Source organism: Streptomyces marokkonensis, assembly GCF_008312835.1.
GTDB classification, from domain to species: domain Bacteria; phylum Actinomycetota; class Actinomycetes; order Streptomycetales; family Streptomycetaceae; genus Streptomyces; species Streptomyces marokkonensis_A.
This window is the reverse complement of the sequence record NZ_VSKS01000017.1, coordinates 1-12,408: the sequence shown is the minus strand read 5'-3', so window position 1 is coordinate 12,408 and position 12,408 is coordinate 1. Positions and strand designations below refer to the sequence as shown.

General features: G+C 69.7%; 12 protein-coding genes and 3 pseudogenes. 8 read left to right on the top strand and 7 right to left on the bottom strand.

Going from position 1 to position 12,408, the window contains the following annotated elements; all coding sequences use genetic code 11:
- Positions 1 to 10 precede the first annotated feature (10 nt).
- Positions 11 to 499 carry a hypothetical protein gene (locus tag F1615_RS25610; protein WP_208818403.1) on the bottom strand — a complete coding sequence of 163 codons (489 nt, stop codon included), beginning with the start codon at positions 497 to 499 and terminating at the stop codon, positions 11 to 13.
- A gap of 141 nt (positions 500 to 640) precedes the next feature.
- Here F1615_RS25610 and F1615_RS25605 point away from each other — a divergent pair, with 141 nt between their 5' ends.
- The 3 genes from F1615_RS25605 to tpg all read left to right on the top strand — a co-directional run bounded on the left by F1615_RS25605 (position 641) and on the right by tpg (position 4,430).
- Positions 641 to 1,174: a hypothetical protein gene (locus F1615_RS25605; protein ID WP_244328840.1), complete on the top strand. Its 534-nt coding sequence runs from the start codon at positions 641 to 643 to the stop codon at positions 1,172 to 1,174.
- A gap of 379 nt (positions 1,175 to 1,553) precedes the next feature.
- Positions 1,554 to 3,860, top strand: coding sequence for a telomere-associated protein Tap (gene tap / locus F1615_RS25600; protein ID WP_149551439.1), 2,307 nt, complete (start codon positions 1,554 to 1,556; stop codon positions 3,858 to 3,860).
- Positions 3,861 to 3,872: 12 nt separating this feature from the next.
- The gene (gene tpg / locus F1615_RS25595; RefSeq protein ID WP_149551438.1) at positions 3,873 to 4,430 is read left to right on the top strand and encodes a telomere-protecting terminal protein Tpg; all 558 of its coding nucleotides are present in this window, start codon (positions 3,873 to 3,875) and stop codon (positions 4,428 to 4,430) included.
- A 134-nt stretch (positions 4,431 to 4,564) separates the two neighbouring features.
- Here the strand turns inward: tpg and F1615_RS25590 are convergent, their stop codons facing one another.
- Positions 4,565 to 4,768, bottom strand: coding sequence for a hypothetical protein (locus F1615_RS25590; RefSeq protein WP_149551437.1), 204 nt, complete (start codon positions 4,766 to 4,768; stop codon positions 4,565 to 4,567).
- A gap of 60 nt (positions 4,769 to 4,828) precedes the next feature.
- Between F1615_RS25590 and F1615_RS25585 the strand changes: the two genes are divergently transcribed.
- Together F1615_RS25585 and F1615_RS25580 are read left to right on the top strand one after the other, a co-directional pair.
- Entirely contained in the window at positions 4,829 to 5,431 is a 603-nt protein-coding gene (locus F1615_RS25585) for an HAD family hydrolase (protein ID WP_149551436.1), read from the top strand.
- A 265-nt stretch (positions 5,432 to 5,696) separates the two neighbouring features.
- On the top strand, positions 5,697 to 6,116 hold the full coding sequence (locus F1615_RS25580; protein WP_149551435.1) for a hypothetical protein: 420 nt from the start codon (positions 5,697 to 5,699) through the stop codon (positions 6,114 to 6,116).
- A gap of 262 nt (positions 6,117 to 6,378) precedes the next feature.
- Here the strand turns inward: F1615_RS25580 and F1615_RS25575 are convergent.
- Positions 6,379 to 6,588: pseudogene (locus F1615_RS25575) on the bottom strand (IS256 family transposase); the annotation flags it as partial.
- A 618-nt stretch (positions 6,589 to 7,206) separates the two neighbouring features.
- Positions 7,207 to 7,731: a hypothetical protein gene (locus F1615_RS25565; RefSeq protein ID WP_149551434.1), complete on the bottom strand. Its 525-nt coding sequence runs from the start codon at positions 7,729 to 7,731 to the stop codon at positions 7,207 to 7,209.
- A gap of 79 nt (positions 7,732 to 7,810) precedes the next feature.
- On the opposite strand from F1615_RS25565, the pseudogene F1615_RS37140 reads away from it, so the two are divergent.
- A pseudogene (locus F1615_RS37140) lies at positions 7,811 to 8,000 on the top strand (hypothetical protein); the annotation flags it as partial.
- 83 nt (positions 8,001 to 8,083) lie between these two features.
- Positions 8,084 to 8,320, top strand: a complete 237-nt coding sequence (locus tag F1615_RS37135) for a transposase (RefSeq protein WP_149551555.1) — start codon at positions 8,084 to 8,086, stop codon at positions 8,318 to 8,320.
- A 112-nt stretch (positions 8,321 to 8,432) separates the two neighbouring features.
- Here F1615_RS37135 and F1615_RS25555 read toward each other — a convergent pair whose 3' ends face one another.
- The 3 genes and pseudogenes from F1615_RS25555 to F1615_RS25545 form a co-directional block, all read right to left on the bottom strand.
- On the bottom strand, positions 8,433 to 8,708 hold the full coding sequence (locus tag F1615_RS25555; protein ID WP_244328838.1) for a hypothetical protein: 276 nt from the start codon (positions 8,706 to 8,708) through the stop codon (positions 8,433 to 8,435).
- A 28-nt stretch (positions 8,709 to 8,736) separates the two neighbouring features.
- A pseudogene (locus tag F1615_RS25550) lies at positions 8,737 to 9,489 on the bottom strand (IS256 family transposase); the annotation flags it as partial.
- A gap of 8 nt (positions 9,490 to 9,497) precedes the next feature.
- Positions 9,498 to 10,463: a DUF2867 domain-containing protein gene (locus F1615_RS25545; RefSeq protein WP_244328837.1), complete on the bottom strand. Its 966-nt coding sequence runs from the start codon at positions 10,461 to 10,463 to the stop codon at positions 9,498 to 9,500.
- Between the two features lie 67 nt (positions 10,464 to 10,530).
- Here F1615_RS25545 and F1615_RS25540 point away from each other — a divergent pair, with 67 nt between their 5' ends.
- Complete coding sequence (locus tag F1615_RS25540; RefSeq protein WP_149551432.1) at positions 10,531 to 11,121, top strand: TetR/AcrR family transcriptional regulator; 591 nt, start codon at positions 10,531 to 10,533, stop codon at positions 11,119 to 11,121.
- Positions 11,122 to 12,408: the final 1,287 nt, after the last annotated feature.

Sequence of the window (12,408 nt, the reverse complement as noted above, 5' to 3'; positions counted from 1 at the left end):
GATCGAGCGCTCAGTCTGAGGCGCCCTCCAGCGGAAGGTGGTCTCGGAAGTACTCCGACTCCAACCACTCCTCCTTCACGAACAGCGGACGGGTCAGGCGCGCTGCCCCGACCTGCTGCGAGCGCAGAAGAACCCCGATATCAATCAGGGAAAGCGAGTCATCAGGCGTGTAGAGCAGACAGTTCCCATGCTCCGCAGCATGGTCCAGCAGGAACTGCTGGCCCTGCTCTGGATCGCTTCCCGCCAGCGGAAAGCCAGACAGGAAGACCTGCGGACCGGTGACCGCATCCAGCGCAACACAGGCGAGCTTGCCCGCGTCGTAGAACGCTTTCACCCCGTCCGGGAAGTCCTCCTGCGCATACGAACCGTCAGCCCGTTCCTGCGGTCCAGGGACCAAAAGTGCCTGGGCGACCTCGGCTGGAGACATCCCGAACTGCAACGGACCCACGCCGGCTCCCGACCGCAGCTCCCAGCACTCCCGCTCCGCATCCACGCCCATCCATCCACTCCTACGTTCCGACCGGTCCGGACCAAGCCGCACGCACAAGGCCATGGGCCAAGGTGCCAACTCAGCTGTACAAGTGCCAACAGGATTGCTGCTATCGGCCGGAGTCATTCTGAAACGATCAGTAAGAACACCATGAGTAAGAAGACCAACAAGCAGAACACCAGACCCCTCCGTCCGTGCGCCCACGACACCGCCGCGCGCACCTCCGCAGGGACGGACCAGCCGCACCCGCCGGCCCCTCCCGCCCCCGTCCCGCCCGTCCCGGCAGCCGATGAGATGCATCCGGGGATCCGGCTCCTGCTGGAGGTCGCAGCGAGCCGTCCCGAGCTGCTGCTGACGGGCAAGGCACTGACCGACCAGGGCCGCGTTGTCACCGTCATGCTGGAAGCCGGCTGGAGCGCCGAGCATCTGCGACACGTCATCACCGACCGGCCCCTGCCCACCCCAGTACGCACCTCGGTCGGCGCGATCATCGCCGCCCGGCTGCGCGCCGCCCAGGCCTACCCGCCGCCCGCCACAGCGGCCGGCCACTCGCATACGCTTCGGTCGGCTGAGCGGCTCACCGAGTCGGCCGCTGAGCAGTCGTCGTGGACGGAGCGCTCCTCGACCATGGCTGCCGCCCGTACGGTCACGGTCAACCATGGCTGCCGCCCGTACGGTCAATGAGGCCCTGACCTACCGGGCGCTCGCCGAATGTGCGGGTCGTGGGGTCCCTGGGACCGCGCCCGGCGAGGACCTCTGCCCGACCTGCCTGGGCTGGCCGCCGTGTCGTACCTGCCCGGGCCCCACCCCCGCCGCGCCCGCCCGGACGGGGACGGCCGCTGTACCACCTGCGCCACCGCTTCGATAGGCCCCGCCGGGGCGAGCGCCTCGTAATGAGCACGCTCTGCTCACGGCACCGGCCGACCGGAGCAGCTCACGCGATCCCTTGGCCCGAGATGACCGCCTTCCCGCCACCATCCTGCCCTATTCGTACGCGATTCGTACGGTAAACGTGCGCTATCCGTACGATTCGGGAGGTAGGATGCTGGTCAGGAGGTGTTTCATGTCGGAGTTGTTCGAGGCGGTCGACGCGCTGGTGGCGTCCCGTGCTCCGTTGCCGTCGGCGCAGGAGCGCAAGCGGCTGCGTCAGGCTCATGGGCTGACGCTGGACGAGGTGGCCGCTGCGCTGAAGGTGCGGCGGGCGACGGTGTCCGGCTGGGAGTCGGTGAAGAAGACGGTCGAGCCGCGGGGCCCGGAGCGTGAGGCGTATGCGCGGCTGCTGAACAAGCTCGCTGAGCTCTACCCCGCACCCCCAGCACCGGAGGGGACGACCGCCCCGGCGGCGCCGGCCACCTACACCGCCGCGCCCGCCCCGGCAGAAGCACAGACTCCGCCCCCCAGCCCCACGCCCGATACTGCGGCCACGACGGCAATCGAGAACACCCGAATCAACCCGGGCCCTCCGCCTACTGCTCTGGCGGCCACGCCTGCAACCGAGAACCCTCAGATCAACCCGGGCCCTCCGCCTCCTGTTTCGCCGACCGCGTCTGCTTCGGCGCGCACCACCAGGAGCACGTCGACGTCGCGCCGCCCCAGTGCACGCAAAGCGGCCCCGGCCGCAATTCCGGCGGGCGGCTCCGCCCCACGCTTCGAGAACGGGCCGCTGGCGGTCGTCGATGTCGACACGGATGGGCAGGTGCTGGCGTACTGCACCGGCGGCCTGGTCCTGGAGGTGCCGGCCAAGTCCCTGCCGGCTCTGGTGGAGTGGACGCTGAAGGAGGCCAGGCTCGGGCAGCCGAGGCTGGCCGGTCCGGGTAAGGACGCCGACCCGCTGCTGGTGCTGACCGAGGCCGCGCTGGAGCGCTACGGCCTGCCCGCCGCTCTCACCGAGGAGGAGCGCCTCTCCGGGCGTCTGCCGGAGGGCCACAAGGTCATCAAGCAGCTGGCCCGCTCCGACTGGAAGCTCACCAAGCGCGGCCTCGGGCCGTGGGCGCGGATCTACCGGCCCGCGACCGGTTCGGAGCGGGCCTGCGTGCAGCTGTGCATCCCGTCGTGGCACGCGCTCGATGCCCGCCACTGGGGAGCGGCCGGTCAGCTTCCGCCGGCGGACCTCGCCCGCCTCCTCGGTGTCTACGCGTCCCGGGTGATGACGCCGCGCGGTTCGACCGCGGTGACGGGCCTGGAGCTGATGACCGCGCTGCACCCGCCGACCCGCGCCTCCGAGCCCGGCGCCGACGGCCGCCGGCACTCCGAGCACAACCCTGGCTCGCTGGGCAAGGACCCGGTGGACTGCGCGCCGTGCGAGGCCCCCGACGGCCACCCCGTCCTCAAGGACCTGCCGCGCTTCCACGTCCGCGGCCCCGGGGAGAAGTTGTTCGAGGAGGCCTACGACTGGGCGCGGCCGATGACGGATGCCGAGTGCACCCTGCGGCATCTGGTCGGCATCGACGTGAACATGGCCTTCGCCGCCGGCGCCAACGGCCTGATCGTCGGCCTCGGCAAGCCGACGCACGTCAAGGCGCCGGTGTTCGACCCGAAGCTGCCGGGAAGCTGGCTGGTCGACCTGTCCCACGTCGACCTGTCGAGGGTGAAGGTCGGCAAGGAGTGGGTGGAGCTGGACGGCGACCTGCTGCCCTCCCCGTTCACGCCGAAGGGCGAGCACCCCGAGGGCCCGGCCTGGTACGCCACGCCGACTGTCGCCTACGCCGTCGAACTTGGCTACGAGGTCCGCCCGCTCGAGGCGTACGTCCGGTACGACAACGGCCGTTACCTGGACGGCTGGTACAGCCGGCTGCGGGACGCCTACCTCGCCACGATGGCCGACCTCGGCGTCCACGCGGACATGGCGCCGGCCGACTTCCTGGGGGCGATGGATGGCTACAGGAGCCGTGATCCGCAGCTGGCGATCGTCGCTGCGGCGATCAAGGCGACCGTCAAGGGCGGCCTGGGCAAGCTGCGCGAGCGCCCACGCGGGGAGGGCTGGCGGCCCGGGCAGCCGTGGCGGGCGCTGTCCCGCCCGACGTGGCGGCCGGACATCCGCGCTGCCGTCATCTCCCGCACCCGCATCAACCTGCACCGCAAGATCGTCAAGCACGCGGCGTTCACCGGGCAGTACCCGATCGCGATCCTGTCCGACTGCGTCGTCTACGCGGCAGGCGGCACCAGCCCGTTGGACTTCCTGCCCTACTCCGGCGGCAAGCCGCTGCCCGGCGGCTTCAAACTTGGCGTCAACCCCGGCCTGGTCAAGCACGAGGGCACCCAGAGCGTCCTGTGGGGCGAGGAGGTCCGCGAGCGGTTCAACGCCCCGGAGCTCAACCTCGCCCGGTACATCAGGGACGGCACCGTCACCGACATCGACAACGGAGAGTAGGAGAAGGCGACGATGAGCCTGTTCGGGGACGGCCTGGAAGCCGCGGTGCACAAGGCGTTCACCCGCCCGATCCCCAAGAGCGCACCCGCGCAGATGCGCTACCTGGTCAAGCAGCTCAAGGGCACCCGCGCGGTCGCCCAGATGCTGCGGATCTCCCAGCGCACCGTCGAACGCTACGTGAAGGACCAGATCAAAAAGCCCCGCCCCGACCTTGCCGCGCGCCTGGAGCGCGAGGTGACCAAGCGGTGGCAGCCGCAGGTCCGCGCCCGGGCCCGGCAGCGGGCGGCCACCACCGGCGGCATCGTCATCGACACCCGCGCACGCCTCGGCTACACCGCGCCGATCGGGTCGACGGACGAGTCCCGCATCCGGCACCTGACCGTCGCCCTGCCCCCGCAGCACGCCGCCCGCCTCTTCGACGCCCAGCAAGCCGGCGCCGGCGACCAGCAGCTCCAGCAGATCGCCGCCGACGCGCTGCGCGAGGTGTACTTCCAGGACGGCGGCCGCCGCGCCGGAAGCCTGGAGGAGGTCCGCTTCACCGACATCGAGCACCTGGAGTTCGAGCTGTAGCCACCGCCGCACACCACGCGCGCCCCGGACCGCATCCGCATCGGTCCGGGGCGCGCGCGTCTATCCACCGGCGGAGACGGCCGGCAGTGTTACAGGTCAGTCCAGGGGCGGGGTGTGTCGCCGGTCAGGGGTGTTCATACGTTCTGGGCGGGGCCGTGTTGTTCGAGGCCCTCAGAGGAGACGGCGGTTCCCAGCGGCACTTCACGGGCGAGCGCGGTGACGAGGGGATGCTGGACGGTCATGGCCTGCGGGGCGCTGATCCTGCCTTCCAGTCGGGTGGGGGAGGCGCCGGTGAGGACGGTCAGTGGTGACTGCCGCAGTCGGCTGGCTGGGCGCATGACGGTGAGGTTCAGGCTGCCGGACGTGATTGAGACCATCGTGTCGACGTCGGTGAGACGATCACCCGGGACGACCGCTACTGGGCGTCGTGGGCCGACTGGCTGGATGTTCCTCGCCATACCCTGTCTGCACTGGTGGGAGCCGTTGTCGCCCAGGGCAGCGACAATGCCGAAGCTTTCCGCTTGGTGCGACCGGGAATCGATGTCGCTGCCGAGTACCAGGCCCGCGAAGCCGCCGGCCGCGGGGAAGATCTGGATGAGGGCGACCTGTACGACGACGTCCGCCCGGCACTGTCCGCACTGCGGCAGCTGGGCGTTCGCATGGTCATCGCCGGGAACCAGACCGTACGCGCGGGTGATCTGCTGCGGGGCCTGGACCTGCCGGCGGACCTGATCTTCACCTCGGGGGAGTGGGGTGTCGCGAAGCCGGATCCCTTGTTCTTTCAGCGGGTCATCGAGGTCGCGCAGGCGGCCCCGGATGCGGCCTTGTACGTCGGCGACCATCCGGCCAACGATGTCTTCCCCGCGAAGGCAGCCGGCCTGCGGACGGCCCACATTCGCCGCGGCCCGTGGGGGCACCTGTGGGCCGCCGCCGACGTCGCAGCAGCGGCGGACTGGCGGGTCAACAGCCTCACCCAGCTCACCGGCATCGTCCGCGCCTAACACGGCCATCAATGATCGGCGCGAGCTGGGCTTCCAGCGCCGTATTCCAGATCCCGGAGGGGCCGGTGGTCATCGCACCAGCCCTGCCTTTCACTCTCGTGTGGGCCGGAAGTCCTGACGAGGCCCGAGGAGCACCCCGTTTTTTGAGCATGTTCAAATAAGAGTTCGGCAGCAGACCTGCCGTCCGACTGCGGGGACGGGGTGTGTGGACATGGGGGGCAGAACCGTGAGGACGAGGGGCGGGGTCGGAAGTGGGTTTGTCACCGTGCTCATCACGGCTGTGGCTATGCTCGCTTCGGGGTGTACAGGGGCGGGCGCGGTCAACGTCGATCCGGACCGCCTGCCGGGGGTGTACCGCGACGACGAGACCGGCGCGGAGATCCGTCTGCGCCCCGGTGGACGGTTCTCCGCCGTGGGTATCGCGAAGAGCGACGCCTATCTGCGCGGAAGTGCCACCCGCGTCGACTTCAACGGCACCTGGGATCCCACCCCCTCGAATTTTGTGTACCTGCAGCCCGACAAGATCGCGGGCCGCCAGGTCCTGGGCGACATCCAGCTGTGGACCGCAAGCCCCGAGAGGGTGTTCCTGCACCCGGACGTGGACGGACCGGTGACTCTGGAGCTCGTCAGGGTTGCGGGTAATGAACAACCCCCGACACCCTCTTCCTCTTCGGCGGGAGGCTGACAACCCGACCTGATCGTCGGCTCACCTCCGCTCCCGCGGGGATAGTCCCGTGATAATCCGCCGCTGTACCCACTGACCCCCCTGCTTCCTGCACTTGCGGGGGTGGTCCCGGGTCCGTCGGCCAGCTCATTGTGAACATCGACTGTTCCCCGCACCCGCGGGGTTATCCGGTATCTGGCGAGCGCGCTGCGCAGTTGCTGGCCGTGCTGGAGGTGCGGCTGCGCAGGTGCTGCGCGCTCGGCTGCGCAATGGTCTGCGCATGGCGTTGGCCTGCTGTGGTGGGGGCCGTGGTCGGGGCCCTGGTGACCGCGGGAGGGGTCTGCCTCGGCTGGTGATAGCCGTTGCGCACTACCAGCCGCCGCCCGTTCTCGTCCCGCTGGTCGACCAACTCGGCGATGTATGCGTTGACCTCGGCTTCCAGCGCGGTGGCCAGCATCCTGCGGGCGCCCTCCCGAACGATCTCGTCCAGCAGCGACGACCCATCTCGCGTGGCGCCGTTCTGGTTGACTACGGTGAGCCCAAAGGTGCCTTCCCGACCGGCGCCGCGAACGTCGGTCTTGCTCGGTGACCTGTCGATCAGTCACCCGGGAAGGTACGTCCTCCTGGCGCTCAGAAATCAGCGACATCACTCTCCCGTGAAAGAGGGCTACGCGCCGCCGGGGCCTGCCTGCCCTCGCCATCGCGGCCGGCCACCCGGGTACGCTCCGGCTGGCCGGGCCGCTCACCAAGTCGGCCCCCGAGCGGCCGTGGAGGGAGCGCTCTTCGACGAAGGCCGCCGCCCGCACGGTTGACGAGGTCCACACCCGCCGGGCGCTGGTCGAGTGCGCGGGCTGCGGGGTCTTTGGGACCGCGCCCGGTGAGGACCTCTGCCCGTTCTGTCTGGGCTGGCCATCCTGCCGCTCCTGCCCCCGGCCGCGCCCGCCCCGACGGCGACGGCCGTTGCACCACCTGCGCCACCGCTTCGGTCGGCCCCGCCGAGCGAGCGCCTCATGACGGGCCAAACTTCGCCCACCGCCCCGGCCGGGCCCGGGCGGCCCGGAAGGCCGCCGGTTTCGGGGACTTGCCTACCGCCCCTGCCCTTTGTGGCCGCTCACTCCTGTCGCAGGGTCTGGCGCATCCGGCGGAGGCGGTCAAGGGAGCGGCGGCGCATCCACAGGACCCAGGAGCACAGCGCGAGCATGCCGACCGCGAAGAGAAGGGGGAAGACCAGGGACCCGCTGACGGCCCCCAGGACGAGCATGCCGACCGCGACGAGGGCCATGGCGCCGAGCCAGTACGGCAGCCACGTGCCCGCCCGCTCCATCTGGCCGAGCTGTTCGGCGATCAGCCGTCTCATGGCCGCCTGTTCCTCGGGGTCCTGCGGCGCCTCATGGTGGCGGATTTTCCGGTTCAGATCGGCGAGTTTGCCCGCGTCGGTGCCCACGGCTCGGGCGGCCCGGCGGCGCTGGACGGCCAGGACCGCGATGGCGACCCCGGTGTAGAGAGCGCTCTGGAACACCCAGACAGCCGGGTGCTCGTCCCTGCGGATCAGGGCCGTGATGCCCAGTCCCAACACGAAGACCAGGATCGCCTGCGCGGTCAAACTGCGGTCGAGTAAGCGCTTGAGCGAGAGCACAGCGCAGACCTCCTCGAAAGGGTATCGGGACAGCGAGTGTTGCCTCCCGGTTACCCCGCGTTCTGCCGCTCATCGAGGCCGGCTGAAGGCCGAGGGCCACGAGATCCGCGACGAGGACATCGCCCGGCTCTCCTCGCTGCAGCACCGCAACCTGAACCTACTTGGCAGCTACAGCTTCACCGCCGGCGGGTCGGCCTCCGGCGTCCTGCGCCCGTTGCGCGATCCGAAACGCGCCGGAGCTGGACGAGGACGACGACGGCGAGGGATGAGCGGACGGGTCGCGGTCATCATCAGGGGCGGTAGGACGCGCGTCTGAGGGAGGGCGGGACCTGGGCCAAGAAACAATGTCAGGATCACGATCCAGACTGCCAGCCGCCCGAAGGACAGCTCCGGCTTCGTCATCCTGCCCCGCCGCTGGGTCGTGGAACGGATCTGGCCCTGGATGATGCGGGCCCGCCGACTCGCCCGCGACTGCGAACGACTCGTCCAGCACTCCGAAATTCTCATCACCTGGGCAGCCATTACTCTCATGACCGCCGGATCACCAAGGCACGCAAGCCTCCTGAAGCAGTTTCCACCCCTGCTCTGACCAGGCTCTCACGTTCTCAGACCCTGCCTACACAACCGCGTCGGCGGGAATCCCGTCCTGCTCCGGGAGCAGTTCGGGCATCCCCTCCACCAGCACCACGACGCCGATCACCTCACCGGCCTCGGAACGCCCCGGTCGTCGCGAAGGCCATGAGCTCGCCGCCGGAAGCCTCGTCCCAGGTGCGCTGCATGAACATGGAACCGTCGTCGATGTCCTCGTACCCGTCCAGGTCCGACTTTCCCTGGATCAGCCCTCGCTCGAAGAGCGCGATGAGCGGCTCCCAGGCCCCGGCGTCGGCGAAGCAGCCGGTGGCGCCGTCGGTGTCGAAGCCGGCTGTCTGCTTCTCGGTGAACAGCCGGGGATCGTCGTCCGGACCGGGGTCTGTCAAACGAACGGTGTAACTGGAGTGGTTGGGACTACTGGCGGGCTGCTGAGAGTCGGCCGTCGGTCTTCCAGCGCATGGTCCAGCGGGCCTGGCCCTTGCCCGTGGGGTCGAAAGACATGATCGCCATGTAGACGCACTTCAGGGCGGCCTGCTCGTTGGGGAAGTGGCCGCGGGACTTGACCGCCCGTCGGATGCGGGCGTTCACCGACTCGATCGCGTTGGTGATGCAGACGATGCGGCGGATCTCGGTGTCGAACCGCAGGAAGGGGGTGAACTCCTCCCAGGCGTTCTCCCACAGCTTCACGATCGCCGGATACTTCCGTCCCCAGGCGTCGGCGAACTCGGCGAACCGCTCCAGGGCGGCTTCCTCGGTCGGCGCCGTGTAGACGGGCTTGAGGAGGCGGGCGATCTTGTCCCAGTCCTGGCGGGCGGCATAGCGGAACGAGTTCCGCAGCAGGTGCACCACGCAGGTCTGCACGATGGCCGGTGGCCAGACGGTTTCCACCGCCTCGGGCAGGCCCTTGAGCCCGTCGCAGACCAGCATGAGGACGTCGTTCACGCCGCGGTTCTTGATCTCGGTGAGGATGTGCAGCCAGTGCTTGGCGCCCTCGCCGCCGTCGCCGGCCCACAGCCCGAGGACCTCCCGCAGGCCCTCGGTGGTGACGGCCAGGGCGACATGGACGGGCCGGTTGGCGACCGCGCCGTCGCGGATCTTCACGTGGATGGCGTCGATGAAGATGACCGGATAGACCGGGTCGAGGGGACGGTTCTGCCATTCGGCCATGCGTCCACTCAGACCGCGCCGGGGCGGGCGGTGGGGGTGGAGCGCAGGGCGATCTGCCGGTGGGCGCGGCGCGCCATGGCGCGCACCACGGCCGGGTGGAAGTGGCGTACAACAGCCCAGTAGAGGCGGCCACGCCGGTTGTGCAGGGTGACCAGCGTGGTGAACGTGACGTGCCCATCGTCTGTCAGCACCGAGAGGCGGAAGTCCAGGTGCTCCTCGTCGCTGCCCACCATCAGCTCGCGGTCCTCGTCCCGGGCCACTACCGCGAAGGCGTCGTGTCCGGAGGCCGGGCGGATGCCGAGCGGCCCGACCAATGCGTTGCGGGCCATCAGCAGGCCGCGTACCACTGCGGGGGGCTGCAGGAACTCCTTCAGCCAGAGCTCGGGAGCGGACGGCATTGCTGGGTGCAGAGGGACCTGGAAGGCGTCAGCGAAGTCGACCCGCCGCAAAGCGCCGGGCAGCAGTCGTGAGTCGGTGGGGGGATCGACCTTGCACGGCCGGCGCCAGCGCAGGCCGTGCAGCAGGCGCACCCAGCGTGAGTGCCGAGCGGGCCGGGCCACTCGGTCTCCCGCGCCGTGCTGGAGGTTGTCCAGGACCTCCTCGACAATAGTGTCGTGCAGGTGGCGCACCACGAGCGGCCAGCGCAGCAGGTCCGCGCCGGGGGTGCCGATGAGCATGTCGTGGCGGGCCAGGCAGCGTCCGTCGTCCAGTGGATGGACGGAAAGCTCGTGGTAGCCCGAGCGCGGCGCGCAGAACCGGAAGCGAATCCGGGCCCCGGGCTCGTACTCCTCGACGGTGTAACGGATGCCGGCATGGCCGCCCCTCGCGCCGACGCCCAGTGGGCGGTCGAGTCGCATGGGGGGCCATGCGGGGGCGGGCCAGATGGGATCGTCCGTGGCGGAGAGGCGGTCGAGCAGCGCGCCCGCCCTTTTTGCCGGGGCGTTGATCAGACGCTCGTGCGTATTGCGGACCATGCGCATCGGTACTCCCGGAGTGCGGTGCCTTCCATACGCTGCCGTATGGTTTTCCGTACGCTACCGTATGGTCGTGCCTGCTTCGAAGAGCCCCCGTAAACCACGTCTGACGGCCCAGGACTGGGCGGACGCCGCCCTCGCCGCTATCCGCGCAGGGGGCCTGGCCGCCGTCGCCGTGGAACCGATCGCAGCTCGACTGGGCGCGACCAAGGGCAGCTTCTATTGGCATTTCAACGGCCGGGACGCGCTGGTCGAGGCCGCCCTGGCCCGCTGGGAGGAGCGCGAGACCGAGGCCGTGATCGCCGCGGTCGGCGAGGACGGCACACCCCGGGAGCGGCTGAGGCGATTGCTCGCCATCACCAGCGCGGCCGCGGAGCGCGAACCGGACGCGATCGAGCTGGCGCTGCAGGCCGACGCGGCTCACCCAGCCGTCGCCCCGGTCCTACGCCGGGTCACCGAACGCCGGATCGCGTATGTGGAGGGCCTGTTCGCGGAGTACGGGTATGACGACGGCGAGGCGCGCCGACGGGCGCTGATGGCCTACGTCGGTTACCTCGGCCACGAGCAGCTTGCCCACTCCGTTCGCGAGCTGCTCCCGCGCGGCGATGCTGCCCGCGCCTACGCGGAGTCGGTGCTGTCCATCCTGCTGCGGCCGTAGGCCGGTCTTCACCGCGGCCGACCAGCCGCCGGCTGGAGCAGGCGGCGAGGGTGCTGAACGGCTCCACGTACAGCACCGCCCTCGTCATGTCGGACGGCCTGTGCGCGGGTACTGACCCGAGATTCGCGTCTCGGGTCAGTACGTGACCGCTTGCTTCTTCCGCGCGGTCCCGTCCGCGCGGCTGGCCCGGCTCAGGCCGCTCACAAGCTAGTACTCCAGTTGCAGTTCGCTATCTCTGCTGGTCAGAGGCACCTTCTCGAGTCCATTCGGCTGCTGTGGCGTCTGGTGCCGGAAGTTCGTAACCTCCACCGTGGCGGCGACGGTAGTGGCAGCGTCGTGCGGTTGCCTGGTGACGACGCCGCCACCAGGACCAGCTCAGCGCGTGACCGGTTTCCCGCCGACATGTCGGTGGGGGACGGTGAACTGCCAGGAGCCGCCGGATGTAGTAGGTCCGAGACGTCGGGTCGGCGAGGGCGGCGAACGCAGGTAGGAAGAGGCCCGCTGTATCGAGAACCAGAGGCGGCTGCAGGGTAGAGCTTCCCCGCGTGTTCTCTGGCCCGCGTATCGGGAGTACACGTGCTGCGGCGCCGCGGCCGCTCAGGGCAGCGTTCTCCAGTGCGGAAAAGGGGTCGCGGCGGCCTCAACCCGGAGTCGTTCCTGCAGATCGGCGTGGTGTTGGCGGAGAACGGCGTACTTCCGTCCCAGGTGCTCGTGCTCGTTTAAGTTTGCGGCTGAAGGTTTCAGGTGTGCCGTCGCGTACTGAGAGAGGGGCTGTCGCGGTCGTCACCGTTCCTCCGGCTCACAGCGGGGTGTTCGTCCCTGTGGGTCAGGGTCGTGATGCCCAGTTTCGGCAGGAAGACCAGAGTCGCCTGCGCGGTCAGGCTGTGGTCGGGTAGGTGCTTGAGGGAGGGCACAGCGCAAACCTCCTCGTAGGGGAGTGGGGACAGCTTGTCGCTTTTGGGTTACCCCGCGTTGTCCCGCTCGTCGAGGCGGTGCGCAGCCCCGCTCCCCGCGTTGTCCTGCTCGTTGAGGGGGGAGCCCCGCTCACCGGTGGCGGCCGGGCGCACGCTTGAGTGGTTCGACCGGTTTCCCGGTGTCGGCCGGGCTGTTGTGAATCGGTTTGTGCGCAATGCGTGGGGGTGGAGGTGCGCTCCTGGTGTGGTGGCGGGGCTGCCGCCGGGTGTGGTGGGGTCTGTATGACGATCGTGCGGCGCCGTGGGGTCCGCCGGGCTGCTGGTGGGCGGCTGCGGCCCGGTGCCGGGCTTGTTGTCTGACGGTCACTCAGGC